General features: G+C 54.0%; 20 protein-coding genes and 7 tRNA genes. 7 read left to right on the top strand and 20 right to left on the bottom strand.

What is annotated here, in order from left to right; all coding sequences use genetic code 11:
- Positions 1-68: 68 nt before the first annotated feature.
- Positions 69-1,493, bottom strand: coding sequence for a tRNA (N6-isopentenyl adenosine(37)-C2)-methylthiotransferase MiaB (gene miaB / locus AC4IBF_RS15630; protein WP_111964387.1), 1,425 nt, complete (start codon positions 1,491-1,493; stop codon positions 69-71).
- Between the two features lie 135 nt (positions 1,494-1,628).
- On the opposite strand from miaB, the gene ubiF reads away from it, so the two are divergent.
- Positions 1,629-2,804: a 3-demethoxyubiquinol 3-hydroxylase gene (gene ubiF, locus AC4IBF_RS15625; protein ID WP_133293993.1), complete on the top strand. Its 1,176-nt coding sequence runs from the start codon at positions 1,629-1,631 to the stop codon at positions 2,802-2,804.
- 97 nt (positions 2,805-2,901) lie between these two features.
- On the opposite strand, the gene AC4IBF_RS15620 is transcribed toward ubiF, so the two are convergent.
- From AC4IBF_RS15620 to nagB, 12 genes are all read right to left on the bottom strand, one after another.
- Positions 2,902-2,976: transfer RNA gene (locus AC4IBF_RS15620), tRNA-Gln, on the bottom strand.
- Between the two features lie 36 nt (positions 2,977-3,012).
- Positions 3,013-3,087: transfer RNA gene (locus AC4IBF_RS15615), tRNA-Gln, on the bottom strand.
- Between the two features lie 40 nt (positions 3,088-3,127).
- Positions 3,128-3,204 (bottom strand) — tRNA-Met (locus tag AC4IBF_RS15610).
- Between the two features lie 17 nt (positions 3,205-3,221).
- Positions 3,222-3,296, bottom strand: a tRNA-Gln gene (locus tag AC4IBF_RS15605).
- Between the two features lie 32 nt (positions 3,297-3,328).
- Positions 3,329-3,403, bottom strand: a tRNA-Gln gene (locus AC4IBF_RS15600).
- Positions 3,404-3,426: 23 nt separating this feature from the next.
- Positions 3,427-3,511 (bottom strand) — tRNA-Leu (locus tag AC4IBF_RS15595).
- A gap of 8 nt (positions 3,512-3,519) precedes the next feature.
- Positions 3,520-3,596, bottom strand: a tRNA-Met gene (locus AC4IBF_RS15590).
- 226 nt (positions 3,597-3,822) lie between these two features.
- Positions 3,823-5,487, bottom strand: coding sequence for an asparagine synthase B (gene asnB, locus AC4IBF_RS15585; protein WP_010428626.1), 1,665 nt, complete (start codon positions 5,485-5,487; stop codon positions 3,823-3,825).
- 249 nt (positions 5,488-5,736) lie between these two features.
- Positions 5,737-6,489, bottom strand: a complete 753-nt coding sequence (nagD, locus tag AC4IBF_RS15580) for a ribonucleotide monophosphatase NagD (protein WP_023310763.1) — start codon at positions 6,487-6,489, stop codon at positions 5,737-5,739.
- A 45-nt stretch (positions 6,490-6,534) separates the two neighbouring features.
- Positions 6,535-7,755: a DNA-binding transcriptional regulator NagC gene (nagC, locus tag AC4IBF_RS15575; RefSeq protein WP_021242995.1), complete on the bottom strand. Its 1,221-nt coding sequence runs from the start codon at positions 7,753-7,755 to the stop codon at positions 6,535-6,537.
- Positions 7,756-7,763: 8 nt separating this feature from the next.
- Positions 7,764-8,912, bottom strand: a complete 1,149-nt coding sequence (gene nagA / locus AC4IBF_RS15570) for an N-acetylglucosamine-6-phosphate deacetylase (protein ID WP_127730047.1) — start codon at positions 8,910-8,912, stop codon at positions 7,764-7,766.
- Positions 8,913-8,967: 55 nt separating this feature from the next.
- The gene (gene nagB / locus AC4IBF_RS15565) at positions 8,968-9,768 is read right to left on the bottom strand and encodes a glucosamine-6-phosphate deaminase (protein ID WP_013097568.1); all 801 of its coding nucleotides are present in this window, start codon (positions 9,766-9,768) and stop codon (positions 8,968-8,970) included.
- A gap of 328 nt (positions 9,769-10,096) precedes the next feature.
- Here nagB and nagE point away from each other — a divergent pair, with 328 nt between their 5' ends.
- From nagE to chiQ, 4 genes are all read left to right on the top strand, one after another.
- Positions 10,097-12,118, top strand: a complete 2,022-nt coding sequence (gene nagE, locus AC4IBF_RS15560) for an N-acetylglucosamine-specific PTS transporter subunit IIBC (RefSeq protein ID WP_115874499.1) — start codon at positions 10,097-10,099, stop codon at positions 12,116-12,118.
- Between the two features lie 169 nt (positions 12,119-12,287).
- Complete coding sequence (gene glnS / locus AC4IBF_RS15555) at positions 12,288-13,955, top strand: glutamine--tRNA ligase (protein WP_115874500.1); 1,668 nt, start codon at positions 12,288-12,290, stop codon at positions 13,953-13,955.
- 446 nt (positions 13,956-14,401) lie between these two features.
- Positions 14,402-15,799, top strand: coding sequence for a chitoporin ChiP (gene chiP, locus AC4IBF_RS15550; protein ID WP_032661118.1), 1,398 nt, complete (start codon positions 14,402-14,404; stop codon positions 15,797-15,799).
- A gap of 47 nt (positions 15,800-15,846) precedes the next feature.
- Positions 15,847-16,173 (top strand): ChiQ/YbfN family lipoprotein, encoded by a 327-nt coding sequence (chiQ, locus tag AC4IBF_RS15545; RefSeq protein WP_252093102.1) that lies wholly within the window; start codon positions 15,847-15,849, stop codon positions 16,171-16,173.
- 92 nt (positions 16,174-16,265) lie between these two features.
- Here chiQ and fur read toward each other — a convergent pair whose 3' ends face one another.
- The 4 genes from fur to ybfF form a co-directional block, all read right to left on the bottom strand.
- Positions 16,266-16,712, bottom strand: a complete 447-nt coding sequence (fur, locus tag AC4IBF_RS15540) for a ferric iron uptake transcriptional regulator (protein ID WP_014169146.1) — start codon at positions 16,710-16,712, stop codon at positions 16,266-16,268.
- Positions 16,713-17,003: 291 nt separating this feature from the next.
- On the bottom strand, positions 17,004-17,534 hold the full coding sequence (fldA, locus tag AC4IBF_RS15535) for a flavodoxin FldA (protein WP_008501067.1): 531 nt from the start codon (positions 17,532-17,534) through the stop codon (positions 17,004-17,006).
- A 155-nt stretch (positions 17,535-17,689) separates the two neighbouring features.
- The gene (gene ybfE, locus AC4IBF_RS15530; protein WP_023334913.1) at positions 17,690-17,977 is read right to left on the bottom strand and encodes a LexA regulated protein; all 288 of its coding nucleotides are present in this window, start codon (positions 17,975-17,977) and stop codon (positions 17,690-17,692) included.
- Positions 17,978-18,105: 128 nt separating this feature from the next.
- Positions 18,106-18,879, bottom strand: coding sequence for an esterase (ybfF, locus tag AC4IBF_RS15525; protein WP_115874502.1), 774 nt, complete (start codon positions 18,877-18,879; stop codon positions 18,106-18,108).
- A 183-nt stretch (positions 18,880-19,062) separates the two neighbouring features.
- On the opposite strand from ybfF, the gene seqA reads away from it, so the two are divergent.
- Together seqA and pgm are read left to right on the top strand one after the other, a co-directional pair.
- Positions 19,063-19,611: a replication initiation negative regulator SeqA gene (gene seqA / locus AC4IBF_RS15520; RefSeq protein WP_008501070.1), complete on the top strand. Its 549-nt coding sequence runs from the start codon at positions 19,063-19,065 to the stop codon at positions 19,609-19,611.
- 24 nt (positions 19,612-19,635) lie between these two features.
- A complete protein-coding gene (gene pgm, locus AC4IBF_RS15515) occupies positions 19,636-21,276 on the top strand; it encodes a phosphoglucomutase (alpha-D-glucose-1,6-bisphosphate-dependent) (RefSeq protein ID WP_115874503.1) in 1,641 nt (546 codons plus the stop codon).
- 103 nt (positions 21,277-21,379) lie between these two features.
- Here pgm and potE read toward each other — a convergent pair whose 3' ends face one another.
- The 3 genes from potE to speFL all read right to left on the bottom strand — a co-directional run bounded on the left by potE (position 21,380) and on the right by speFL (position 25,247).
- Positions 21,380-22,693, bottom strand: a complete 1,314-nt coding sequence (gene potE / locus AC4IBF_RS15510) for a putrescine-ornithine antiporter (RefSeq protein ID WP_325848761.1) — start codon at positions 22,691-22,693, stop codon at positions 21,380-21,382.
- Complete coding sequence (gene speF, locus AC4IBF_RS15505; protein ID WP_325848762.1) at positions 22,690-24,888, bottom strand: ornithine decarboxylase SpeF; 2,199 nt, start codon at positions 24,886-24,888, stop codon at positions 22,690-22,692. Before speF ends, potE begins: the two co-directional genes overlap by 4 nt.
- Positions 24,889-25,142: 254 nt before the next feature.
- On the bottom strand, positions 25,143-25,247 hold the full coding sequence (gene speFL, locus AC4IBF_RS15500) for a leader peptide SpeFL (RefSeq protein ID WP_003858645.1): 105 nt from the start codon (positions 25,245-25,247) through the stop codon (positions 25,143-25,145).
- Between the last annotated feature and the right edge of the window lie 202 nt (positions 25,248-25,449).

Genomic DNA, 25,449 nt, shown 5'->3' with positions numbered 1-25,449 from the left:
GCGTTGTGGAAGATATTGGGGACGATGAGAGGAAATACAAGGCCTGCCGGAAGGGCAGGCCAGAAGGATTATGGCTGGTAAATCCCAACGCCAGAATCATTTTCTTTGCGAGTACGAGAGATGACGGATTCCGGTGACTCGGCAATACGCAGGCCCATTTCGTCCTCGGTGCGGACCACTTTCGCGCGCAGCGAGTTGGTCAGCACTTCGATAATCTCGACGTCCACAAACTTACCGATCATATCCGGGGTGCCTTCAAAGTTCACCACGCGATTATTTTCGGTACGACCAGAGAGTTCCATAATGCTCTTGCGGGAGGTGCCTTCCACCAGAATGCGCTGAACGGTGCCGAGCATGCGGCGGCTCCAGGCGTTGGCCTGCTGGTTAATACGCTCCTGCAGAATATACAGACGCTGCTTTTTCTCTTCTTCCGGCACATCGTCAACCATATCGGCCGCCGGTGTCCCTGGACGCGCAGAGAAGATGAAGCTGTAGCTGACGTCAAAATTCACTTCACCGATGAGCTTCATGGTGCGCTCGAAGTCATCAGCGGTTTCGCCAGGGAAGCCGACGATAAAGTCAGAGCTAATCTGGATATCCGGACGCGCTTCACGCAGCTTGCGAATGGTGGACTTATATTCCAGCACCGTATGCGGGCGGCCCATCAGGTTCAGCACGCGGTCAGAGCCGCACTGAATCGGCAGGTGCAGGAAGCTCACCAGTTCTGGCGTATCGCGATAGACGTCAATGATGTCGTCGGTAAACTCCATCGGATGGCTGGTGGTAAAGCGAATGCGGTCGATGCCGTCAATCGCGGCCACCAGGCGCAGCAGCTCGGCAAAGCTGCCGGTCGTGCCGTCGTAGTTCTCACCGCGCCAGGCGTTAACGTTCTGGCCCAGCAGGTTCACTTCGCGCACACCCTGCGCGGCAAGCTGTGCGATTTCAAACAGAATGTCATCTGCCGGGCGGCTGACCTCTTCACCACGGGTGTACGGCACCACGCAGTACGTGCAGTATTTGTTGCAGCCCTCCATGATGGAGACGAAAGCGGTTGGGCCATCGGCTCGCGGCTCAGGCAGGCGGTCGAATTTTTCGATTTCCGGGAAGCTGACGTCAACGACCGGGCTACGGTTGCCGCGAACCTGATTGATCATCTCCGGCAGGCGGTGGAGGGTCTGAGGACCAAAGACAATATCCACATACGGGGCTCTCTGGCGGATCAGCTTGCCTTCCTGCGACGCGACGCAGCCGCCCACCCCGATGATCAGGTCCGGATTTTTTCGTTTGAGAAGTTTCCAGCGTCCTAATACGTGAAAGACTTTTTCCTGCGCTTTTTCACGAATCGAACAGGTGTTCAGCAGCAGCACGTCCGCTTCTTTCGCATTTTCAGTCAGCTGGTATCCGTGGGTGGTATCCAGCAGATCGGCCATCTTGGATGAATCGTATTCGTTCATCTGACAGCCCCAGGTTTTTATATGGAGTTTTTTAGTCATCGACTTGCTCAGCTCAGGATTGCAAGCCGCGTATTGTAATGCTTTGGTGGGGTTGTGACCAGTATGAAGGTTGTGTGTCTCAGGACCGCAAAAATCCGGTAAACTTAAGGGATTCTCCAATAAGGAAAATTGACCATGACACTCCTACACACCGAAGTTGCCGTTGTCGGCGGCGGTATGGTCGGCGGCGCGCTGGCGCTGGGGCTGGCGAAGCAGGGATTTGAGGTAACGATAATTGAACAGACTGCTCCGCCGGCCTTCGATCCCGCCAGCAAACCGGATGTGCGCATATCCGCGATCAGCGCGGCGTCCGTCGATCTGCTGCGCGGGCTGGGCGTCTGGGAGGCGGTGCTGGAAATGCGCGCGCACCCCTATAGCCGTCTTGAAACCTGGGAGTGGGAAAATGCCCACGTCGCGTTTGATGCCGCTGAGCTGAAGCTGCCGCGCCTGGGCTATATGGTGGAAAACAACGTGCTCCAGCGGGCGCTCTGGCAGTCGCTGGAGGCGCATCCGCAGGTGACGCTGCGAGTGCCTGCGTCGCTTAAGGCGCTGCATCCTCACGAGAGTGGCTATCTACTGACGCTCGATAGCGGCGATGAGCTGGCCGTGAAGCTGGTTATCGGGGCGGACGGCGCCAATTCGCAGGTCAGACAGATGGCGGGTATCGGGGTGCATGCCTGGCAGTACGAGCAGTCCTGTATGCTGATTACCGTCCAGTGCGAGAATGCGCCGGGCGAGAGTACCTGGCAGCACTTTACCCCGAATGGCCCGCACGCCTTTTTACCGCTGTTCGATAACTGGGCGTCGCTGGTGTGGTACGACAAACCGGCGCGCATTCGCCAGCTGCAGGGGCTTTCAATGGAACAATTGCAGCGGGAAATTCTGCTGCATTTCCCGAGCCGTCTGGGCAACGTCACGCCGGTCGCCGCAGGGGCATTCCCGCTCACGCGTCGTCATGCGTTGCAGTATGCCCGTGAAGGGCTGGCGCTGGTGGGCGATGCGGCACACACCATTCATCCGCTGGCCGGGCAGGGCGTGAACCTGGGATATCGTGACGTCGATGCGTTACTGGATGTGCTGGGCAGCGCCCGCGAACACGCGGAAAACTGGGCCAGCCATCAGGTCCTGAAGCGTTATCAGACGCGACGCATGGCGGATAACTTTATCATGCAGTCGGGAATGGATCTGTTCTATGCCGGGTTCAGCAATGATTTAGCCCCGGTGCGCATTCTGCGTAATATTGGATTGATGGCAGCGGAGCGTGCCGGTGGTCTGAAGCGTCAGGCGCTGAAATACGCCCTGGGACTTTAATATTTATGCCCTCTCCCCGTGGGAGAGGGCATCAGGCTACTCGATTCTGAACAACAAAAACAAAAAAGCCCGCAGAGCGGGCTTGTTTGTTACTAATTGGCTGGGGTGCAGGGATTCGAACCCCGGAATGCTGGTATCAGAAACCAGAGCCTTACCGCTTGGCGACACCCCAATTGCGTTAAACAAACTGCTTAACGACTTTTTAAATTGGCTGGGGTACGAGGATTCGAACCTCGGAATGCCGGAATCAGAATCCGGTGCCTTACCGCTTGGCGATACCCCAACAATTTGTCTTGATTACCGAAAAATCGACAATCTTAATTTGGTGGCTACGACGGGATTCGAACCTGTGACCCCATCATTATGAGTGATGTGCTCTAACCAACTGAGCTACGTAGCCAGTACTGCAATCTTCGATGGCTGGGGTACCTGGATTCGAACCAGGGAATGCCGGTATCAAAAACCGGTGCCTTACCGCTTGGCGATACCCCAATACCGCGGAGAACCGCAAAATCGAAGAAATATGGCTGGGGTACCTGGATTCGAACCAGGGAATGCCGGTATCAAAAACCGGTGCCTTACCGCTTGGCGATACCCCATCCGTGCAACGCTTACCCGGGAATGGTGCGGGAGGCGAGACTTGAACTCGCACACCTTGCGGCGCCAGAACCTAAATCTGGTGCGTCTACCAATTTCGCCACTCCCGCAAAAAAGATGGTGGCTACGACGGGATTCGAACCTGTGACCCCATCATTATGAGTGATGTGCTCTAACCAACTGAGCTACGTAGCCATCTTTTTTCGCGTTACCTTATCGGCGTTGCGGGGCGCATTATGCGTATAGACCCTTGCAGCGTCAACACCTTTTTCAACGAAAATAGCCGGAATGTGACTGTTTGGTTAGGTTGCGAACAGCGTGACCGAATATTCGGCAATTATTGGTTATTAATCAGATTTAGGCGGTGAAATGTGAGGCAAAAAAAACAGGCCCCTGAGGGGCCTGATTGCGATCTAGGTGATTATTTGTAGGCTGACTGGTGAACGCCTACCGCGCGTCCTGATGGATCGTTCATGGATTTGAACGATTCATCCCATTCAATCGCTTTGGCAGAAGAGCAGGCGACGGAAGGGCCACCCGGTACGCACTCCGCAGCACTCGGCACCGGGAACAATTCTTCAAAAATTTCACGGTAGAGATACGCTTCTTTCGAGCCCGGCGTGTTGTACGGGAAGCGGAAGCTTGCGGTTTCCAGCTGTTGGTCAGAAACCTGTTTCGCAGCGACCTCTTTCAGGGTGTCGATCCAGCTATAACCTACACCATCGGAGAACTGCTCTTTCTGACGCCATGCCACGCTCGCCGGCAGGTAGGATTCAAAACATTCACGCAGGATATGTTTTTCCATTTTGCCGTTGCCACACATCTTGTCCTGCGGGTTGATGCGCATTGCCACGTCGAGGAATTTCTTATCCAGGAACGGCACGCGCGCTTCTACGCCCCACGCCGACATTGCTTTGTTGGCACGCGCGCAGTCGAACATGTGCAACGCCTGCAGCTTACGCACGGTCTCTTCATGCAGCTCTTTAGCGTTTGGCGCTTTGTGGAAGTACAGGTAGCCGCCAAACACTTCGTCAGAACCTTCACCGGAGAGCACCATCTTGATGCCCATCGCCTTGATCTTACGCGACATCAGGTACATCGGCGTTGAGGCGCGGATGGTGGTCACGTCATAGGTTTCAATGTGATAGATCACATCGCGGATCGCATCCAGACCTTCCTGCACGGTGAAATGAATTTCGTGGTGTACGGTGCCGAGGTGGTTTGCCACTTCCTGCGCGGCTTTTAGATCCGGTGCCCCTTCCAGACCCACGGCAAAAGAGTGCAGCTGTGGCCACCAGGCTTCTGAGCGCTCCTGATCCTCCACGCGACGAGCCGCAAATTTCTTGGTAATGGCCGAGATCACGGAGGAGTCCAGTCCGCCGGAGAGCAGCACGCCGTAAGGTACGTCTGACATCAGGTGGCTTTTCACGGAATCTTCCAGCGCCTGACGCAGCTCGGCTTTGTCCGTGACGTTGTCTTTTACCGCGTCGTAGTCGAACCAGTCACGCTGGTAATACTGACGGATCTCGCCGTCTTTGCTCCACAGATAGCTGCCTGCCGGGAACTCTTTAATGGTGCGGCAGACCGGCACCAGGGCTTTCATCTCAGAGGCCACGTAGAAGTTGCCGTGCTCATCGTGACCCATGTACAGCGGGATAATACCGATATGGTCACGGCCAATCAGATAAGCGTCTTTTTCGCTGTCGTACAGGGCAAAAGCAAACATACCCTGCAGGTCGTCCAGGAACTCGGGACCTTTCTCCTGATACAGCGCCAGGATCACTTCACAGTCAGAACCGGTCTGGAATGCGTAGCGGTCGCCGTATTCGGCGCGCAGCGCCTGGTGGTTGTAGATCTCACCGTTGACAGCCAGCGCATGCGTTTTTTTCTCGTTATACAGCGGCTGTGCACCGGCGTTGACGTCAACAATAGACAGACGTTCGTGAGCCAGAATTGCTTTGTCACTGGCGTAAACGCCTGACCAGTCCGGGCCGCGATGGCGCATCAGGCGGGACAGTTCGAGTGCCTTTTTACGCAGTTCGCCCGCGTCAGTTTTAATATCCAGTACGCCAAAAATTGAACACATAACCTTCTCCGTTAACCCTGTTGCTTTGTAATGTTGCTTGCTTATGAAAATGCCGCAAAGGGGCAGGGCGCGCAAGCGTTTTACGGGTGAAAACGGAAATAGTGCAATAGTGATTGCGGAATAGTGAAAAAAGAGTACGCCATGAGTTCTTTTATTGATGATTATGCAATGAAATGTGCTTTTTGTTAGATGGAGTTTTATTTGTGTAGGCCATAAATGAAAAACCACGCCCTGAGGCGTGGTTCGGTATCAGATGATGTCAATTTCATCGACGGAGGGGTAAATCCAGCTCGGCCGGAACGGCATCGAATCAATGTCATCAAGTTGAGAGACGCCGGACAGTACCAGAATCGTCTCCAGACCCGCCTGGAAACCGGCCAGAATATCGGTGCGCAGGTTGTCGCCGACAATAACGGTTTCTTCAGAGTGGGCCTGCATCTTGTTGAGCGCGGCACGAATGATCCACGGGCTCGGTTTACCGACCACGAACGGCTGACGCCCTGAGATTTTCTCGATACCGGCGCAGAGCGCGCCGCAGGCCGGATAAAAACCACGGCCATGCGTATCCGGGTTGGTGGCGATAAAGCGTGCACCGCTGGCGACAAAGTATGCTGCTTTATGCATCATCTCCCAGTTAAAGGAACGCGTCTCGCCGACAATCACAAAGTCCGGGTTCACGTCAGTGATGGTAAAGCCTGCTTTGTAGAGCTCGTGTATCAGCGCACCTTCACCCACCACGTAGGCTTTCTTTCCTTCCTGACGCTTCAGAAAATCCGCCGTGGCCATCGCCGAGGTATAAAATACGCTGTCCGGGACGTCGACGCCCGCCGTGGCAAAGCGGTTTGCCAGATCCTGACCGGTTTGAGAAGGGTAGTTCGTGAGCAGAACCAGTGGCATTCCTTTGTCGATGATACGGTGAAGAAACTCCGCAGCACCCGGCACGGCAACGTTGTCGTGCATCAGCACGCCGTCGATATCACAAATTACGTTCTTAATGGTCATGGATATTCCGACATCAAAAAAAGAAGGCGTTACTATAAGGTTCGATCAGCTTTCCAGCAAATGCTGGAGCAGAATTCCGTTGAGCATGGCGCGTTTGACCAGCGCGAACGCGCCAATCGCCGAGCGATGGTCAAGCTTTGAACGAACCACCGGAAGATTCTGGCGGAATGCTTTCAGCGCCTGGGTGTTAATACAGCCTTCAATCGCAGGGAGCAGAACCTTTTCCGCTTCCACAATTTCACCGGCGATCACCACTTTTTGTGGGTTAAACAGGTTAATGGCGATGGCGATGGTTTTCCCCAGATGACGTCCAACCTGCTCGATCACTTCGCAGGCCAGCGCGTCGCCTTTATTAGCGGCTTTGCAGATGGTGCCTATCTTGCAGTCGTCCAGCGTGACGCGGCTTTGATAACCCTGTTCAAGCAGATGGCGAACGCGCTGCTCGATGGCCGTGTTGGCGGCGATCGTTTCAAGGCAGCCAAAGTTGCCGCAGTGGCAGCGCTCCCCGAGGGGTTCAACCTGAATGTGGCCGATCTCTCCGACGTTACCGTTGCGCCCAATAAAAATCCGGCCGTTAGAGATAATGCCTGCACCCGTACCGCGGTGGACGCGCACCAGAATAGAGTCTTCACAGTCCTGGCTCGCACCAAAGTAGTGCTCTGCCAGCGCCAGAGAGCGGATGTCGTGACCCACAAAGCAGGTCACTTTAAAACGCTTTTCCAGCGCGTCGACCAGCCCCCAGTTTTCAACCTGAATGTGCGGCATATAGCGGATCACGCCGCTTTCCGGGTCGACCAGGCCGGGCAGGATCACGGAGATGGCGATGAGTTCGCGGATCTTGCGCTGACAGCTTTCAATAAACTGCGCGATGGTATTGAGCAGCGCATGTTCCAGCGTCTCCTGGGTGCGTTCCGGAAGAGGGTAGTGTTCTTCCGCAATGGCTTTACTGCTCAGATCGTACAGCGTGAGGGTAGTGTCATGGCGGCCCAGACGGACGCCAATAGCCTGAAAATTGCGGGTTTCGGTAATAATAGAGATGGCGCGGCGGCCCCCGGTGGAGGCCTGCTGATCGACTTCTTTGATCAGACCGCGCTCAATGAGCTGGCGGGTAATTTTTGTCACGCTGGCGGGAGCAAGCTGGCTTTGTTCGGCTATCTGAATCCGCGAGATGGGGCCGTGCTGGTCAATCAGGCGGTATACCGCCGCACTGTTAAGTTGTTTAACGAGATCGACATTACCGATTTGAGCTTGTCCGCCAGGTGTCATACTTTTACTTACTCAGTGACGACCTCGTTACCATTAACGATGGTCTTAATAATTTTATAATCGTGTGTGAATGCCGTCAGGTTTGCAACCATACCTGGTGCAATTCCGCCGAGCTGTTTATCCACGCCCATTGCGCGAGCCGGATACAGGGTTGCCATACGCAGGACTTCATCAAGCGCAATCCCGCAATGTTCTACCAGGTTACGCACCCCTTCAATCATGGTCAAAGAGGAACCGCTCAGCGTACCGTTTTCATCCACACACAGTCCATTGCGGTAGTATATTGTTTTACCGGCAAAAATGAACTGCTCAATATTTGCACCTGCCGGTGCGGTGGCATCCGTCACCAGACAAAGCTTGTCACCTTTCAGCCGCTTAGCGTTGCGAATGTTGGTGTAATCGACGTGTAAGCCGTCAGCAATAATGCCGCAGTAGACGTCTGGCTCATCCAGAATCGCTCCGACCAGACCCGGTTCACGGCCTGTGATATACGGCATGGCGTTGTAAAGGTGAGTTGCGAAAGTAATTCCCGCGCGGAAACCGGCTTTCGCTTCTTTCAGCGTTGCGTTTGAGTGGCCTGCTGAAACGATAATCCCGGCGGCGGCCAGCTTGCTGATGACATCCGTACCCGTCATTTCAGGCGCCAGCGTCACTTTGGTGATCACATCGGCGTTTGCACACATGTAGTCAACCAGCTCTGCATCAGGTTTACGCACGTAGTCCGGGTTATGCGTTCCTTTCTTGACCATATTCAGCCATGGCCCTTCAAGGTGCAGACCCAGCGCCTGGTTAGGATGTTTGGCCAGGTATTCTCGCATCACGCGGATACCCTGCTTCATAAGGTCATCACTGCTGGTGATGAGCGTTGGCAGATAGCTGGTGCAGCCCGATTTCTCGTTGGCTTTCTGCATGATCTCCAGCGTTTCTACCGTCACCGCATCCGCGGTGTCATTGAATTGCACACCGCCGCAGCCGTTGAGCTGCACGTCGATGAAACCGGGGGAGATTACTGCTCCATTGAGTGAGCGCTGTTCAATCTCCGGCGGCAGTTCTGCCAGCGGGCAAACACGTTCAATCAGGCCATCAGCGATAACAATCGCATGGTCATCCAGAATATCATGGCCGGTATAAATCCGACCGTGGGTTAAAGCGTACATAACGACCCCCGGTTAAAAAAAGCGGCCGCCTCTTGATGAAGAGGCGGTTATTCAATTACAGACCTTTGATGTTCTCAGCTTCTAACTCGTTGAAGTACTTCAGCGTTTTAACCTTCAGCTCCATCGTGGATGGTTCGTCGCAGACGATGACTGATTTCGGATGCAGCTGCAGGCAGCTTATGGTCCACATATGGTTTACGTTGCCTTCAACGGCAGCCTGGAGCGCCTGGGCTTTCACGCTGCCCAGCACCAGAATCATCACTTCTTCAGCATCCAGCAGGGTGCCTACGCCTACGGTCAGGGCGTATTTTGGAACCTGGTTCACATCGCCGTCAAAGAAGCGGGAGTTTGCCACGCGCGTGTCATGGGTCAGCGTTTTAATACGGGTGCGGGAAGCCAGAGATGACGCCGGTTCGTTAAACGCGATGTGACCATCATTACCTACACCACCCATAAACAGGTGGATCTTACCGTAAGAACGGATTTTTTCTTCATACTGACGGCATTCTGCGTCAATATCAGGCGCGTTTCCATTCAGCAGGTTAATATTTTCAGCTGGAATATCAACGTGATCAAAGAAATTACGGTGCATAAAGCTATGGTAGCTTTCCGGGTGGTCTTTCGGTAAGCCAACGTATTCATCCATGTTGAATGTCACAACATGCTTGAAGCTAACCTGGCCTGCTTTATGCATCTCAACCAGCGCCTTGTAGGCGGTCAGCGGTGTGCCGCCTGTCGGAAGTCCAAGAACGAAAGGACGATCGGCAGTTGGTTTAAAGGCGTTGATACGGTTAACGATATGGCGAGCGGCCCATTTACCAACTTGTTCAGCAGTTGCCAGGGGAATCAGTCTCATTGTTCACCTCAAGAGTTAAAGTAGAAGAGTGGGCGGATAGCTATCGGAACCTGATACTTAAGCGTAACCTGGAAACTTTCAGGCCGGATCAATCCGTCTTGATTTTTTGAATGATAAAATAAGTTTTCACTGTTAGCCAGTGAAAGGGAGGGTTAATAACGATATTTGGTGACAAAAATCACAAAAAGTACGCGTTTAATTTGCGATACGAATTAATTTTTCACACACTCACAATGCCAGTGAAGCATCAACTGTATCTATAGTTCGTGACACAATAAAAAACAGAGCTGAGAACATGCCTTAAACGGGGTCTCATAGGGGGAAGAAAGTGAGTATTCTAGGTTATTTACAAAAGGTTGGCCGCGCACTTATGGTGCCGGTCGCCACGCTGCCTGCCGCAGCCATCCTGATGGGTGTCGGCTACTGGATCGACCCCAACGGCTGGGGTAATACCAGCGCGCTGGCGGCGTTCTTTATCAAGTCAGGTTCCGCCATTATCGACAATATGTCCGTGTTGTTCGCGATTGGTGTGGCTTACGGTATGTCCAAAGACAAAGACGGTGCCGCTGCGCTGACCGGTTTTGTCGGTTTCCTCGTCTTAACCACTCTCTGCTCACCTGCAGCAGTGGCCATGATCCAAAAAATTCCGGCGGACCAGGTTCCGGCGGCATTCGGTAAGATCAGCAACCAGTTTGTCGGTATCCTTGTGGGTATCATCTCTGCCGAACTGTATAACCGCTTCAGCAGCGTAGAGCTGCCAAAAGCGCTCTCCTTCTTTAGCGGCCGCCGTCTGGTCCCTATCCTGACCTCGTTTGTGATGATCGTTGTCGCGTTCATCATGATGTACGTCTGGCCGATGATTTTCGACGGTCTGGTGAACTTCGGTGAGCACATCCAGAAACTGGGTTCTGTCGGTGCGGGCGTGTACGCGTTCTTCAACCGTCTGCTGATCCCGGTTGGTCTGCACCACGCGCTGAACTCCGTGTTCTGGTTCGACGTTGCCGGTATTAACGATATCCCTAACTTCCTGGGTGGCGCACAGTCCATCGAAGCAGGTAAAGCGGTTGTCGGTATCACCGGTCGTTACCAGGCGGGCTTCTTCCCGATCATGATGTTTGGTCTACCGGGTGCTGCGCTGGCTATCTACCACTGCGCGCGTCCAGAGAATAAAGCGAAAGTGCTGGGTATCATGATGGCGGGCGCGTTCGCGGCCTTCTTCACCGGTATCACCGAGCCGCTGGAGTTCTCCTTCATGTTCGTGGCGCCGGTTCTGTATGTGATCCACGCCGTGCTGACCGGTATCTCCGTGTTCATCGCTGCCAGCATGCAGTGGATTGCCGGTTTCGGCTTCAGCGCCGGTCTGGTGGATATGGTGCTTTCGTCCCGTAACCCGCTGGCGACCCACTGGTGGATGCTGATCCCGCAAGGTCTGGTGTTCTTCGCGATCTACTACGTAGTGTTCCGTTTCACTATCACCAAATTTAACCTCATGACACCGGGTCGTGAACTGGCCGTGGCCGGTAGCGAAGCGGATGGTCAGGATGTGAACGTGAGCGGTGCTCAGGACCAGGACGTTTCAGGTCTGGCGCGTCAGTACATCGCCGCAGTAGGCGGTTCTGACAACCTGACCGGTATCGATGCCTGTATCACTCGCCTGCGTCTGAACGTCAAAGACTCTTCCCTGGTGAACGAAGCGCTGGCCAAACGTCTGGGCGCGTCCGGTGTTATCCGCCTGAACAAAACCAGCGTGCAGATTATCGTTGGCTTTGTGGCAGAGAAAATTGCTAATGCCATGAAAACTACCGGCCCGGTAGCCGCAGCAGAAGCTTCTGCCGCACCTGCCGCCGCGCCAGCGGCTGCAAAACCGCAGGCGGTACCCAACGCCAAAACGATAGCCGCGCTGGTTTCACCGGTAACCGGTGAAGTCGTTGCGATTGAGCAGGTGCCTGACGAAGCCTTCGCCAGCAAAGCGGTCGGTGACGGTGTGGCGGTGAAACCAACGGACAAAACCGTTGTGTCTCCGGCTGCCGGTACCATCGTGAAAATCTTCAACACCAACCATGCGTTCTGCCTCGAAACCGAAAATGGCGCGGAGATCGTTGTCCATATGGGTATCGATACCGTTGCGCTGAACGGCCAGGGCTTTACTCGTCTGGTGGAAGAGGGCGCTGAAGTGGTGGCTGGGCAGCCGATTCTGGAAATGGATCTGGACTTCCTGAACGCCAACGCGCGCTCCATGATAAGTCCGGTCGTTTGCAGCAACATCGACGACTTCAGCGGCCTGGTCATTCAGGCGAAAGGTCAGGTTGTTGCGGGTCAAACACCGCTGTACGAGATTAAAGGCAAGTAATCGCTCCTGAGTAGAGTCATGCCTTAAGCGGCGGGGGAGATCCTCCGCCGCTTTTTTTTGCAGCAAATGCCCCCATTATTTTCTTCAGAGACGTTTTAAGGGTTGTCACTACGTCCGGCTTATAAGATCATATGCCGTTATACGTTGTTTACGCTTTGAGGAATCCACGATGAGTGAGGCTGAAGCCCGCCCGAGTAACTTTATTCGTCAGATCATCGATGAAGATCTGGCCAGTGGTAAGCACACCACAATTCATACCCGCTTTCCGCCGGAGCCGAACGGCTACCTGCATATCGGGCATGCGAAGTCCATCTGCCTGAACTTTGGCATTGCGCAAGACTACCAGGGACAGTGCAACCTGCGTTTCGATGACACCAACCCAGTAAAAGAAGACATCGAATACGTTGAGTCCATTAAGAACGACGTGCAATGGCTGGGCTTCAACTGGTCTGGCGATATCTGCTACTCCTCTGACTATTTTGATCAGCTGTACGCCTATGCGGTAGAGCTTATCAACAAGGGTCTGGCGTATGTCGACGAGCTTTCTGCTGACGAGATCCGTGAGTATCGCGGTACGCTGACCGCACCGGGCAAAAACAGCCCGTTCCGCGACCGCAGCGTGGAAGAGAACCTGGCGCTGTTTGAAAAAATGCGTGCCGGTGGCTTCGAAGAAGGCAAAGCGTGCCTGCGTGCCAAAATCGACATGGCGTCTCCGTTTATCGTGATGCGCGATCCGGTGCTGTACCGCATTAAGTTTGCGGAACACCACCAGACCGGCAACAAGTGGTGCATCTACCCGATGTACGACTTTACCCACTGCATCAGCGATGCGCTGGAAGGCATTACGCACTCCCTGTGTACGCTGGAGTTCCAGGACAACCGTCGTCTGTACGACTGGGTTCTGGATAACATCACCATTCCTGTGCATCCGCGCCAGTACGAGTTCTCTCGCCTGAACCTGGAATACACCGTGATGTCCAAGCGTAAGCTGAACCTGCTGGTGACCGACAAGCACGTTGAGGGCTGGGATGATCCACGTATGCCTACCATTTCTGGTCTGCGTCGTCGTGGTTACACTGCCGCCTCTATTCGTGAGTTCTGCAAACGTATCGGCGTGACCAAGCAGGACAACACCATCGAGATGGCGTCTCTTGAATCATGCATTCGCGAAGATCTCAACGAAAACGCTCCGCGCGCGATGGCGGTTATCGATCCGGTGAAACTGGTTATCGAAAACTATCCGCAGGGTGAAAGCGAGCTGGTCTCCATGCCTAACCATCCGAACAAACCGGAAATGGGAAGCCGTGACGTGCCGTTCAGCGGCGAGATCTGGATTGACCGCGCCGACTTCCGCGAAGAAGCCAACAAGCAGTACAAGCGTCTGGTGCTGGGTAAAGAAGTGCGTCTGCGTAATGCCTACGTCATCAAAGCCGAGCGCGTTGAGAAAGATGCAGAAGGGAATATCACCACCATCTTCTGTTCTTATGATGCTGAAACGTTGAGCAAAGATCCTGCGGATGGCCGCAAGGTGAAAGGCGTTATCCACTGGGTGAGCGCATCCCACGCGCTGCCGGTAGAAATTCGTCTGTACGATCGTCTGTTCAGCGTGCCTAACCCTGGTGCTGCGGAAGACTTCCTGGCGACCATCAACCCGGAATCTTTGGTGATTAAGCAGGGTTATGCGGAGCCTTCTCTGAAAAACGCTGAAGCAGGCAAAGCGTTCCAGTTCGAACGTGAAGGTTACTTCTGCCTGGACAGCCGTCACAGCACGGCAGAAAAACCGGTATTTAACCGTACCGTAGGTCTGCGTGATACCTGGACGAAGATCGGCGAATAATATTGCTGGTCTGGTCAATGAGAGACAAACGCCGCACTATGCGGCGTTTTTTTATTTAACGATCAGGGTATTAAGCCAGGGCCTAAAAAGGTGTGATAAAAATATCAGGTCAATGAGGTGCTACTTATTTTTCAAAAAAAAGTTTGTGTCATTAGGAAAAACAAAAAGGTTATAAGAAAGGGAAGATGTTTCTCGTCTAGCCACTGAAATAATTGAAAATTCCCCGCCATTCCTCGCCTCCCTGCAAATGTTACAAAGCACTACTGATTATGTGCACTTCGTCATAATCCTGACTTTTGTCCGCTAAAAAGCATTGATAATTCGCGTCGCGAAAAATAACCTAACGACGGTAGTTAATTCGAGGGTATTTAAAACTACCCCTGACCATTTGGTCTTTTTTATTTACGCCGTTTCAGGCGTTTTAATTCGTCAAAGAGGAATAATCTATGCGTACGTTCAGTGGCAAACGTAGTGCGCTGGCGCTGGCTATTGCCGGTGTGACAGCAATGTCGGGCCTGGTGGTGACACCAGAGGCGAAAGCGGCGGGCTTCATCGACGATTCTACCCTCACGGGCGGTATCTATTACTGGCAGCGTGAACGTGACCGTAAAGACGTCACCGAAGACAAATACAAAACCAACCTTTCTCATTCCACCTGGAACGCCAACCTGGACTTCCAGTCAGGCTATGCCGCGGATATGTTCGGTCTGGATATTGCTGCGTTTACCGCGATTGAAATGGCGGAAAACGGCGACAGCGCCCACCCGAACGAAATTGCCTTCTCCTCCAGCAATAAAGCGTATAAAGAAGACTGGTCCGGGGATAAGAGCGGCATCAGCCTGTACAAAGCCGCTGCAAAATTTAAATACGGTCCGGTATGGGCGCGCGGTGGTTATATTCAGCCAACTGGCCAGACCCTGTTAGCACCGCACTGGAGTTTTATGCCGGGTACCTATCAGGGTGCGGAAGCCGGGGCGAACTTTGACTACGGTGATGCGGGTGCGTTGAGCTTCTCCTATATGTGGACCAACGAGTACAAAGCACCCTGGCACATCGAGATGGACAAGTTCTACCAGAACGATAAGAAAACCAAAGTCGATTATCTCCACTCGCTGGGGGCGAAATACGACTTCAAAAACGATCTGGTTCTCGAAGCAGCATTTGGCCAGGCGCAAGGGTATATCGATCAGTACTTTGCCAAGGCCAGCTATAAGTTTGATGTCGCGGGTAGCCCGCTGAGTACCAGCTATCAGTTCTACGGTACGCGCGACAAAGTCAGCAACGGTGGCGTCAATGACATTTATGATGGCACCGCGTGGCTGCAGGCACTAACCTTCGGCTATAAGGTCGGTCAGGTTGATTTACGTCTGGAAGGAACATGGGTGAAGGCGGAAGGGCAGCAGGGCTACTTCCTGCAGCGTATGACCCCGACCTATGCCTCATCCAACGGTCGTCTTGATATCTGGTGGGATAACCGCTCAGACTTCAACGCCGACGGCGAGAAAGCGGTCTTCTTCGGCGCAATGTACGACCTGAAAAACTGGAACCTGCCTGGCTGGGCGGTGGGCGCTTCTTACGCTTACGCCTGGGATGCAAAACCTGCCGATATGGCAACTCCGGACGCATACTACGATCCCAACTATCGCCTGAAAGAGTCTTCTTACAGCCTCGATGCTATCTATACCCTGCAGGATGGCCGCGCGAAAGGTACAATGTTCAAACTGCACTTCACTCAATATGACAACCACTCCGATATCCCGAGCTACGCGGGCGGTTACGGCAACATCTTCCAGGATGAACGTGACGTGAAATTCATGGTTATCGCACCGTTCACTATCTTCTGATGAATCTTCCGGCGGGTTAGATCCCGCCGGACCGGAGACTGCATATGATGAAAAAAATCGTAATCGTCGCGTTGCTGGCATCAGGGCTGGTGGCGTGTGCTCAGAGTGAGGCACCGAAAGAAGATTCCCGGCTGAAGGAGGCCTATAGCGCCTGTATTAATACAGCAGAAGGATCGCCGGAGAAAATTGAAGCCTGTCAGAGCGTGCTGAACGTGCTGAAGAAAGAGAAAGCGCATGAGCAGTTTGCGACGCGGGAGAATGTCCGCGTGATGGATTACCAGGCCTGTATCCAGGCGCGTAAAACCGGTAACGATCAGGAAGTGGCCAAGCGTTGCGATAAGATCTGGAACGAGATACGCAACAATAATAAATAAGTTGCTTTACGCCCGGTGGCGCGGTGCTTACCGGGCTTTTTTCTGGCAAAAAAAAGCCAACCTTTCGGCTGGCTCAGAGTATGAACACTTGATTATTTTGCGTCGTGCGCGTGGTCATCTTCGCGGCAGTCGCCTTCAGCGCAGTGACCGTAAAGATACAGGCTGTGGTTGGTCAGGCGGATACCGTGACGCGCGGCGATTTCACGCTGGCGCGCTTCGATGGAATCATCGCTGAATTCAATGACCTTGCCGCAGTCGAGGCAGATCAAATGATCGTGGTGCTGCTGCTGGGTCAGTTCGAAAACAGATTTACCGCCTTCGAAATTATGACGGGTGACAATGCCCGCGTCATCAAACTGGTTCAGCACGCGATAGACGGTAGCCAGCCCAATCTCTTCACCCATGTCGATAAGACGTTTATAAAGGTCTTCCGCACTGACATGGTGATTGTCTGGACCCTGAAGCACTTCGAGGATTTTTAACCGAGGAAGCGTAACTTTCAGGCCAGCCTTCTTTAATGCGGTATTGTTGTCAGTCATGCGGAATCTGTCCTGTTGCTAAACGATTCACTTCTGTAGGAAGTGACAGAAAATGCACCTGGGATAATGCGTCTCATTATAGAACTGCCATGGCTAAATGAAAACTGCAAGTCTCAGGCAAAATATGCTTATAAAAATGGGGTATCACCAACAAACTTGCTCGATGGAAAACCACATTTTATCAGGGAGACATTGTACAGGTCTGGGCGAAAAAGTTAAAAGATTGTAGCAATTAATTTAATCGGTTTGACCTGGTGCGCGGGCGCAACCGCCGTTGCGCCGCGAGAAAAATCAGGCGTTAAGAATATCGTCCAGGTGCAGTTCTTCACGGATCTGCTTAACCCATTTCTCAACGCGCTCTGCGGTCAGTTCTGGCTGACGGTCTTCGTCGATGGCCAGACCCACGAAATGATCGTCATCGGCCAGGCCTTTAGACGCTTCGAAGTGGTAACCAGCGGTCGGCCAGTGGCCTACGATAACCGCGCCATTCGGCTCAATGATGTCGCGGATGGTACCCAGCGCGTCACAGAAATACTCAGCGTAGTCTTCCTGGTCACCGCAGCCAAACAGGGCAACTAGCTTACCGTTGAAGTCCACTTCTTCCAGCGTCGGGAAGAAATCATCCCAGTCGCACTGGGCTTCACCGTAGTACCAGGTTGGGATACCCAGCAGCAGAATATCATAGCCTTCCAGATCTTCTTTGCTGCTCTTGGCAATGTCATGCACATCAGCAACGTCTTTACCGAGCTGTTTTTGAATGTTTTTTGCGATATTTTCGGTATTGCCGGTATCACTGCCAAAGAAAATGCCGATGATTGCCATGAGTAAAATAACCTCTTGAAACTTAATAGTATGGTGGCGCAATTCGGCCACGGATAAGGGCAATAATAGCAGAACTGGCAACCCTGCGGAAACAGCTATCGCGCAGGACTGCACTCTGTGCTACATGAAAAGGGTAATAAAGGGGATTTTCAGACTTATGCCTGGCTGCGCAACGTCTCAAGCTGGGCGATTAACATCTCTTCAATGAGCTCGCTGCGGCTGATATTTCGCGCGTCAGCCAGCTCGTTCAGCGCATCGACGGCGTCGGCGTTAAGCTTCAGTTCGACACGCTTAAGCCCGCGATTTTTATCGCGTTTAAGCTGATTGCGTTTATTGATACGCAGCTGTTCATCGCGCGAAAGCGGATTCGTCTTCGGTCGTCCCGGGCGACGCTCATTCGCGAACAGATCTAGTGTCGTACGGTCCGTTTGTTCTTTGGCCATGATTCTGAGACTTCGGGGGAAACACGCCGCCCTGCTAATGCCCGGGCGATAAGCGCGCCATCATACATCACCAAAAACGGCACGCCAACGACTGGAAGCCCGCAGCCTTCCAGTCGCTTTCTTTTTAATCAATTTGTCGTATCAGCGAGATAGCGGCGAATGGCGCGCAGCACGGCATCGGGTTTTTCTGCGTGCACCCAGTGTCCGGCACCGGCAATCACGTGGGCGCGAGCCTGCGGGAATTGGGCCAGCAGCGTGTCGCGGTACGCGTCGGTAACGTAAGGAGAGTTACCGCCGCGAATAAAGAGGGTAGGGTGCGGCCAGGCGGGGACGGTTTCCCAGCCCACGATGTTGTTGTACTGGTTCCAGAGCACCGGCACGTTAAAACGCCATTGGCCGTCAACAAACGACTTCAGCAGGAACTGGACTACGCCTTCTTCATCAAGATGCTCACGCATGACGGCAGCCGCCTGTTGGCGAGTCGCGACGCCCGCTTCGGTGACCGCATTGATGGCGGCAAAAATTTCGTCGTGGCGGCGGACGTCGTAATCCACGGGCGCAACATCAATTACAATCAGGCCGTTAATACGCTCCGGGGCCAGTGCCGTCAGGGCCATCACTGCTTTGCCACCCATTGAATGCCCGATGAGGGTCACCTTTTGCAGGTCGTTGGCATCCAGCGTATCCAGCAGATCCTGCGCCATTGCCGCGTAGGTCATCTCGTCGGAACGGCCGGAAAGACCGTGATTGCGCATATCGACCTGTAAAATATCGTGGTCAGTAACCAGATCGCGCGCCAGCACGCCCAGGTTATCCAGGCTGCCAAAAAGCCCGTGAACCAGTACGATGGGAGAATTATTGTTCGGCGATTGTGCAGTTTGCGCTCGGGTATTCAATTTCATGGCAAAGTTCTTTTTTTACGTATGTCAGGTTAGGGTATCATGTTGACCATTCTGCCGCCCGGCTGCAAGGTTCCAGTTTAATCTGACTTTTGCCGCCAACCTGGTTTGACGCTATCCGCTGTTGGGATTTGACCTTATAATCCCAATGACTTGTATTCAGATAAGATATCGCACTGGATTAAGATGAAAACAATCGAAGTTGATGACGAACTCTATCAGTATATTGCCAGCCAGACGCGGCATATCGGGGAGAGCGCGTCCGACATTTTACGGCGCATGCTTAAAATTTCCGCCGCTTCACAGCCTGCTACCCCAGTCACCAAAGATGTCGTGTCTCAGCCAAGCGTTGTTGCACAAGCAAAACCTGCCGTGACGCCGGCAAAAGATAAAGTGCGCGCGATGCGCGAGCTGCTCCTTTCCGATGAATACGCGGAGCAGAAAAAGGCGGTTAACCGCTTTATGCTGGTGCTGTCTACACTTTACTCACTGGATAACAAAGCGTTTGCTGAAGCGACCGAGTCGCTGCACGGTCGTACTCGCGTCTATTTCGCGGGCGACGAGCAGACGCTGCTGCAAAATGGCAATCAAACCAAACCCAAACATGTTCCTGGCACCCCGTACTGGGTGATCACCAATACCAATACGGGCCGCAAGTGCAGCATGATTGAACACATCATGCAGTCCATGCAGTTCCCGGCGGAATTGATTGAAAAGGTTTGCGGTACAATTTAACCCTTGCATCAGAAGGACCCGGTAATGGCAAATCACAGCCGTGCAGGCCAACCTGCACAACAAAGCGATTTGATTAACGTCGCTCAGCTGACCGCGCAGTATTACGTGCTGAAGCCGGTCGTGGGCAACGCAGAACACGCAGTGAAGTTTGGTACATCTGGTCACCGCGGCAGCGCGGCGCGCCATAGCTTTAACGAACCGCACATTCTGGCCATTGCTCAGGCCATTGCGGAAGAGCGCGCTAAAAACGGCGTTACCGGTCCGTGCTACGTGGGGAAAGATACCCATGCCCTGTCTGAACCGGCGTTCATCTCTGTGGTGGAAGTGCTGGCGGCAAACGGCGTTGATGTGATTGTTCAGGAGAACAACGGCTTCACCCCAACGCCTGCGGTCTCTAACGCCATCCTGGTGCACAACAAAAAAGGTGGAGCGCTGGCTGACGGTATCGTTATCACGCCATCCCACAACCCGCCGGAAGACGGTGGTATCAAATATAACCCGCCTAACGGTGGCCCGGCAGATACCAACGTCACCAAAGTGGTGGAGGATCGCGCGAACGCGCTGCTGGCTGATGACCTGAAAGGCGTGAAGCGCATCTCTCTGGATGCGGCCATGGCGTCCGGCCACGTGAAAGAGCTGGATCTGGTTCAGCCGTTCGTGGAAGGCCTGGCGGATATCGTCGATATGGCGGCCATCCAGAAAGCCGGCCTCAAGCTGGGCGTGGATCCGCTGGGCGGCTCCGGTATCGAATACTGGAAACGTATCGCCGAGCACTACAAGCTGGATCTGACCATCGTGAACGATCACGTCGATCAGACCTTCCGCTTTATGCATCTGGACAAAGACGGCGCGATCCGTATGGACTGCTCCTCCGAGTGCGCGATGGCGGGCCTGCTGGCGCTGCGTGATAAATTCGATCTGGCGTTTGCTAACGACCCCGATTATGACCGTCACGGTATCGTCACCCCTGCCGGGCTGATGAACCCGAATCACTATCTTGCGGTCGCAATTAACTATCTGTTCCAGCACCGTCCGCAGTGGGGCAAAGAGGTGGCTGTCGGTAAAACGCTGGTTTCCTCGGCGATGATCGACCGCGTGGTTGAGGCGCTGGGCCGCAAGCTGGTGGAAGTGCCGGTGGGCTTCAAATGGTTTGTTGACGGTCTGCACGACGGCAGCTTCGGCTTCGGCGGTGAAGAGAGTGCGGGCGCATCTTTCCTGCGTTTCGACGGCACGCCATGGTCAACCGATAAAGACGGCATCATCATGTGCCTGCTGGCGGCGGAAATCACCGCGGTCACCGGTAAGAACCCGCAGGAACATTACAACGAGCTGGCGGCACGCTTTGGTGCACCAAGCTATAACCGTATTCAGGCCAGCGCGACGTCAGCCCAGAAAGCGGCCCTCTCCAAACTCTCACCGGAGATGGTCAGCGCAAGCACCCTGGCGGGCGACCCGATCACCGCACGTCTGACGGCGGCACCGGGTAACGGCGCCTCCATTGGTGGACTGAAAGTGATGACCGAAAACGGCTGGTTCGCCGCGCGTCCATCCGGCACGGAAGATGCGTATAAAATCTATTGCGAAAGCTTCCTCGGCGCTGATCATCGTCAGCAGATTGAGAAAGAAGCGGTAGAGATTGTCAGCGAAGTGCTGAAAAACGCGTAAGTGCGGTTTGGGTGCGGGCTGATGCCCTCATCCTGACCCTCTCCCGAAGGGAGAGGGAGAAAACAATAAAACGGCAACCCTTGGGTTGCCGTTTTGCTTTGACCTAACTGTGCTTGTTCTTCAATTCAAACCGTGGTGACACCAGACCGTACAGCGTCCAGCCCATAAAGGTTACCATTGCCCCGTAGAGCATCGCTTCCTGGCCCGATGAGTAGAGCGCATAGAAGCTGTAAATCGCGCCAATCAGCGCCACGATATTGGCCGCGCGCGCTTTGCGCGGATCCACCTTCGCCACTTTCTGAATGATCACCAGCGCCGCCATCGACAGAATATACGGAATGATATTCGTCACGACAGCCAGGTTGACCAGCACGTTAAACTGGCTGTTCAGCGACGGGCTAATGGTCATCAGCGACAATCCACTCTGGAAGATGACAATCACCAGCATGCCCTGCACCGGCGCATCGGCTTTGGTCACGCGGGAGAAGATTTTTGGGAAGTACCCTTCATCAGCCGAGGATTTAAACACCTGCGCGATGGTGAACTGCCAGCCAAGGAGTGAACCGCAGCACGACATGACCATCAGACCCATAATCACTTTCCCGACTTCCGGCGTGAACATCTGCGCGAAGGCCAGTCCGAACGGCGCCGTAGAGTTAGCAAGATCCATGTTTGGCACAATCCCGGCAATCACGTTAGTCGAGACGATATAGATCACCGCCGCGCCCAGCGTACCGCCGAGGACCGCAATCGGGACGTTCTTTTCCGGATTATCAACCACTTCTGCGTTCGCGCAGGCGGATTCCAGACCGAGGAAGGCCCAGAGCGTCATGGCGATAGAAGAGCAGACTGCACTGAAGAACGGCACATGGTGCGGGTTCCAGGAGTTGGCGTACAGGGTCGGGCTGAACCAGAACCAGCCGATGATGCACAGGCCGACAACGGGAATAATTACCCCCCAGACGGTGATGCTGGAGAGCTGTCCGGTGATACGCGCCCCGCCAAAGTTAGCCACGGTGCAGATCCACAGCACGCCGATTGTGGCCAGGCCAATCTGTACCGGGCTGAGCGTCACGCCAAACAGCTCCGTACCGTAGCCCACGGCGGAGATGGCAATCGCCACGTTGGCGATCAGCAGTGACACCCCGTAGGTATAGTTGGCCATAAAGTTGCCAGACTTACCAAAGGCATACTCGGCGTAGCCCCCCATGCCGCCTGACTTGCGGCTGAACATCCCGCACTTGGCAAACGCCCACGCCAGCGCCATTGAGCCTACGGCGGTCACCAGCCAGGAGATGATAGAGATGGTACCCACCTCAGCCAGTTTGGTTGGCAGCATGATAATCCCGGAGCCCATCATGTTCACCATGGTGAGGATAGTTAGCTGCACCACGCCCATCTTATTGGACTTACTCATAATTTCTCTCCTTTCAGCAGCGCGGGCTGAGTGGCGGGTTGTTTGATGACGTTACAGCGAACCTGTTTGCGGCCCTCGCACTCTTCGACGTACACACCCTGCAGCTCCGGCGCGAAGCCCGGCAGCAGGTTGATGCCTTCTTCCAGCGCCGCGAAGTAGCGCAGCACGGAGCCGCCCCAGACCTCCCCAGGGACCACGCACAATACCCCCGGCGGATAAGGAAGGGCGCCTTCCGCGGCGATGCGGCCTTCCGCGTCGCGCAGTGAAACCAGTTCAACTTCACCGCGCAGATAGGCGTAGTTGGCGTCCTGCGGGCTCATCATCACGCGTGGGAAATGGGACTTGCGGAACATCTCTTTCTGCAGCTGCTTCACGTTGTGGCGGGCATACAGGTCATGCATCTCCTGGCAGATCTGGCGCAGGGTGTAATCCGCGTAACGTTCCGGATGCTGTTTGTAGAGAGAAGGCAGGACGTCTTTCAGCGGAACATCGCTCTCGAGCAGTTTTTCGAAGCGCACCAGCTGCGCCACCAGCTGCTGTAGTTTGCCCATATCTTCCGCAGGCGTGAGCAGGAACAGGATCGAGTTGAGATCGCATTTTTCCGGCACGATGCCGTTTTCACGCAGGAAGTTAGCGAGGATAGTGGCGGGCACGCCGAAGTCGTCATACTCCCCGGTGCGGGCGTTAATGCCCGGCGTGGTTAGCAGGAGCTTGCACGGGTCGATAAAGTACTGATGCTCGGCGTAGCCTTCAAAGGCGTGCCAGTTTTCACCCGGTACGAAGTGGAAGAAGCGCAGATCGGTCGCAATTTCCGCCGTGTCCCAGCTTTCCCACGGACGGCCATCCACCGTCTCCGGCACGAAGGGGCGCAGATAATGGCAGTTTTCCAGAATCAGCTTGCGCGCTTCGATACCGTTCACCACGCAGTCCATCCACATGTTGCGGCCGCTCTGGCCTTCATGCATACGGGCGTTAATGTCCAGCGCAGCGAACAGCGGATAAAACGGGCTGGTGGAGGCGTGCATCATAAAGGCATTATTCAGCCGCTTGTGCGGGACATAGCGCTGCTGTCCTTTGATGTGGCTATCTTTCTTGTGGATTTGCGAGGTCTGGGAGAAGCCCGCCTGCTGTTTATGCACGGACTGGGTAACCAAAATCCCCGGGTCGTTTTCGTTCAGCTCCAGCAGCAGCGGAGAGCAGTCGGCCATCATCGGGATAAACTGCTCGTAACCCACCCAGGCGGAGTCAAACAGGATGTAATCACACAGATGCCCAATCTTATCCACCACCTGACGGGCGTTATAGATGGTGCCATCGTAGGTACCCAGCTGGATCACCGCCAGGCGGAACGGACGCGCATCGCGTGCACGGCTCGGCGCCACCTCCGCCACCAGCTCGCGCAGATAACTTTCTTCAAAACAGTGGGCGTCAATGCCGCCGATAAAGCCGTACGGGTTGCGCGCGGTTTCCAGATAGACCGGCGTTGCACCGGCCTGGAGGAGGGCACCGTGATGGTTAGATTTGTGGTTGTTACGGTCGAACAGCACCAGGTCGCCCGGGGTGAGCAGGGCGTTAAGCACCACTTTGTTGGATGACGAGGTGCCATTCAGCACGAAGTAGGTCTTATCGGCATTAAAGACCTTCGCCGCATGTTGCTGCGCAATGCACGGCGCGCCTTCGTGAATCAGCAGATCGCCCATCGCCACGTCGGCGTTACACAGGTCGGAGCGGAAAAGCGTCTCGCCAAAGAAATCAACGAACTGATTGCCGGCAGGATGGCGGCGGAAGAACTGGCCGCCCTGATGGCCCGGGCAGTCAAACGCGCTGTTGCCCTGCTTCACGTAGTCGACCAGGGCGCGGAAAAACGGCGGGCGCAGCTGGGTTTCATACTTTTGGGCCGCTGCTTCCAGCTGGCGTCCATAAAAGTCGTTGCTGGTGTCTGAATACTCAAATACGCCATGAATGCGCGATAAATAGTCTGCCGGAATGAACTCTTCTTTCTGCGTCGCGACAAATACGGGAATGCCAAAACCGGTGGCTTCTATTTCGTCCAGTATGCCGCTGGCAATATCACTGACCGCCAGAACAATAGCGGCGACATCGATATAATCAGAGGCTCTGACATCCACCAGTTCACGCTGGGTGGTAAAGCAATCAGGACAAGCGCGGCTGGCTGCGATTTTTAAACTTTTCATCTTTCTCTCTTTATTTTAGGTAATAAGCGTCCCTCGATTTCTTGCAAGAAAGAAATCGATAATTTTCCGGAAAAAAAGCAAAGGGTGGCCGCTGATTAAAATCAGTACATTGCTTTTTTGAAGATTGAAATTCAGTCCGCCCGGTGCGGATGAGTCTGAATCAAGATGAATGAGCGCACGAGTTCACAGGCAAATACCTGTAAAATAAGATGTTTCAGGATAACCTGTAAGCGAGTGCGCCAGAAGTCGAAGGACTACCGGGCATTAAAGAGATGAAAGTCAAAGCAGTTTCGGTGGGCAAACATCATGATATGCGTTGTCCGCCTTATATGGGGCATTAAGCGATTGTTGTTTTCCATGTTTCATTTTCCTTTCAGTAATTGAAAGCATGGTCATTTTATCCAGGAAAAAGCGATTAACTGTGAACAAGATCACCGTTAACCGATCAAATCAGAAATAAATATTCGTTTTGGATGAATATCGCAGATCAAAACTCTGATTTGTTGGTGTTGCGTTAACAGGTTGTATTATCAATGTTTTAAATGAGCAAAAATAGCCCGT

This window comes from Enterobacter sp. Taxon_8 (genome assembly GCF_058354585.1).
The sequence above is the reverse complement of the archived record's forward strand: the minus strand, read 5'-3'. Positions and strand labels throughout refer to the sequence as shown.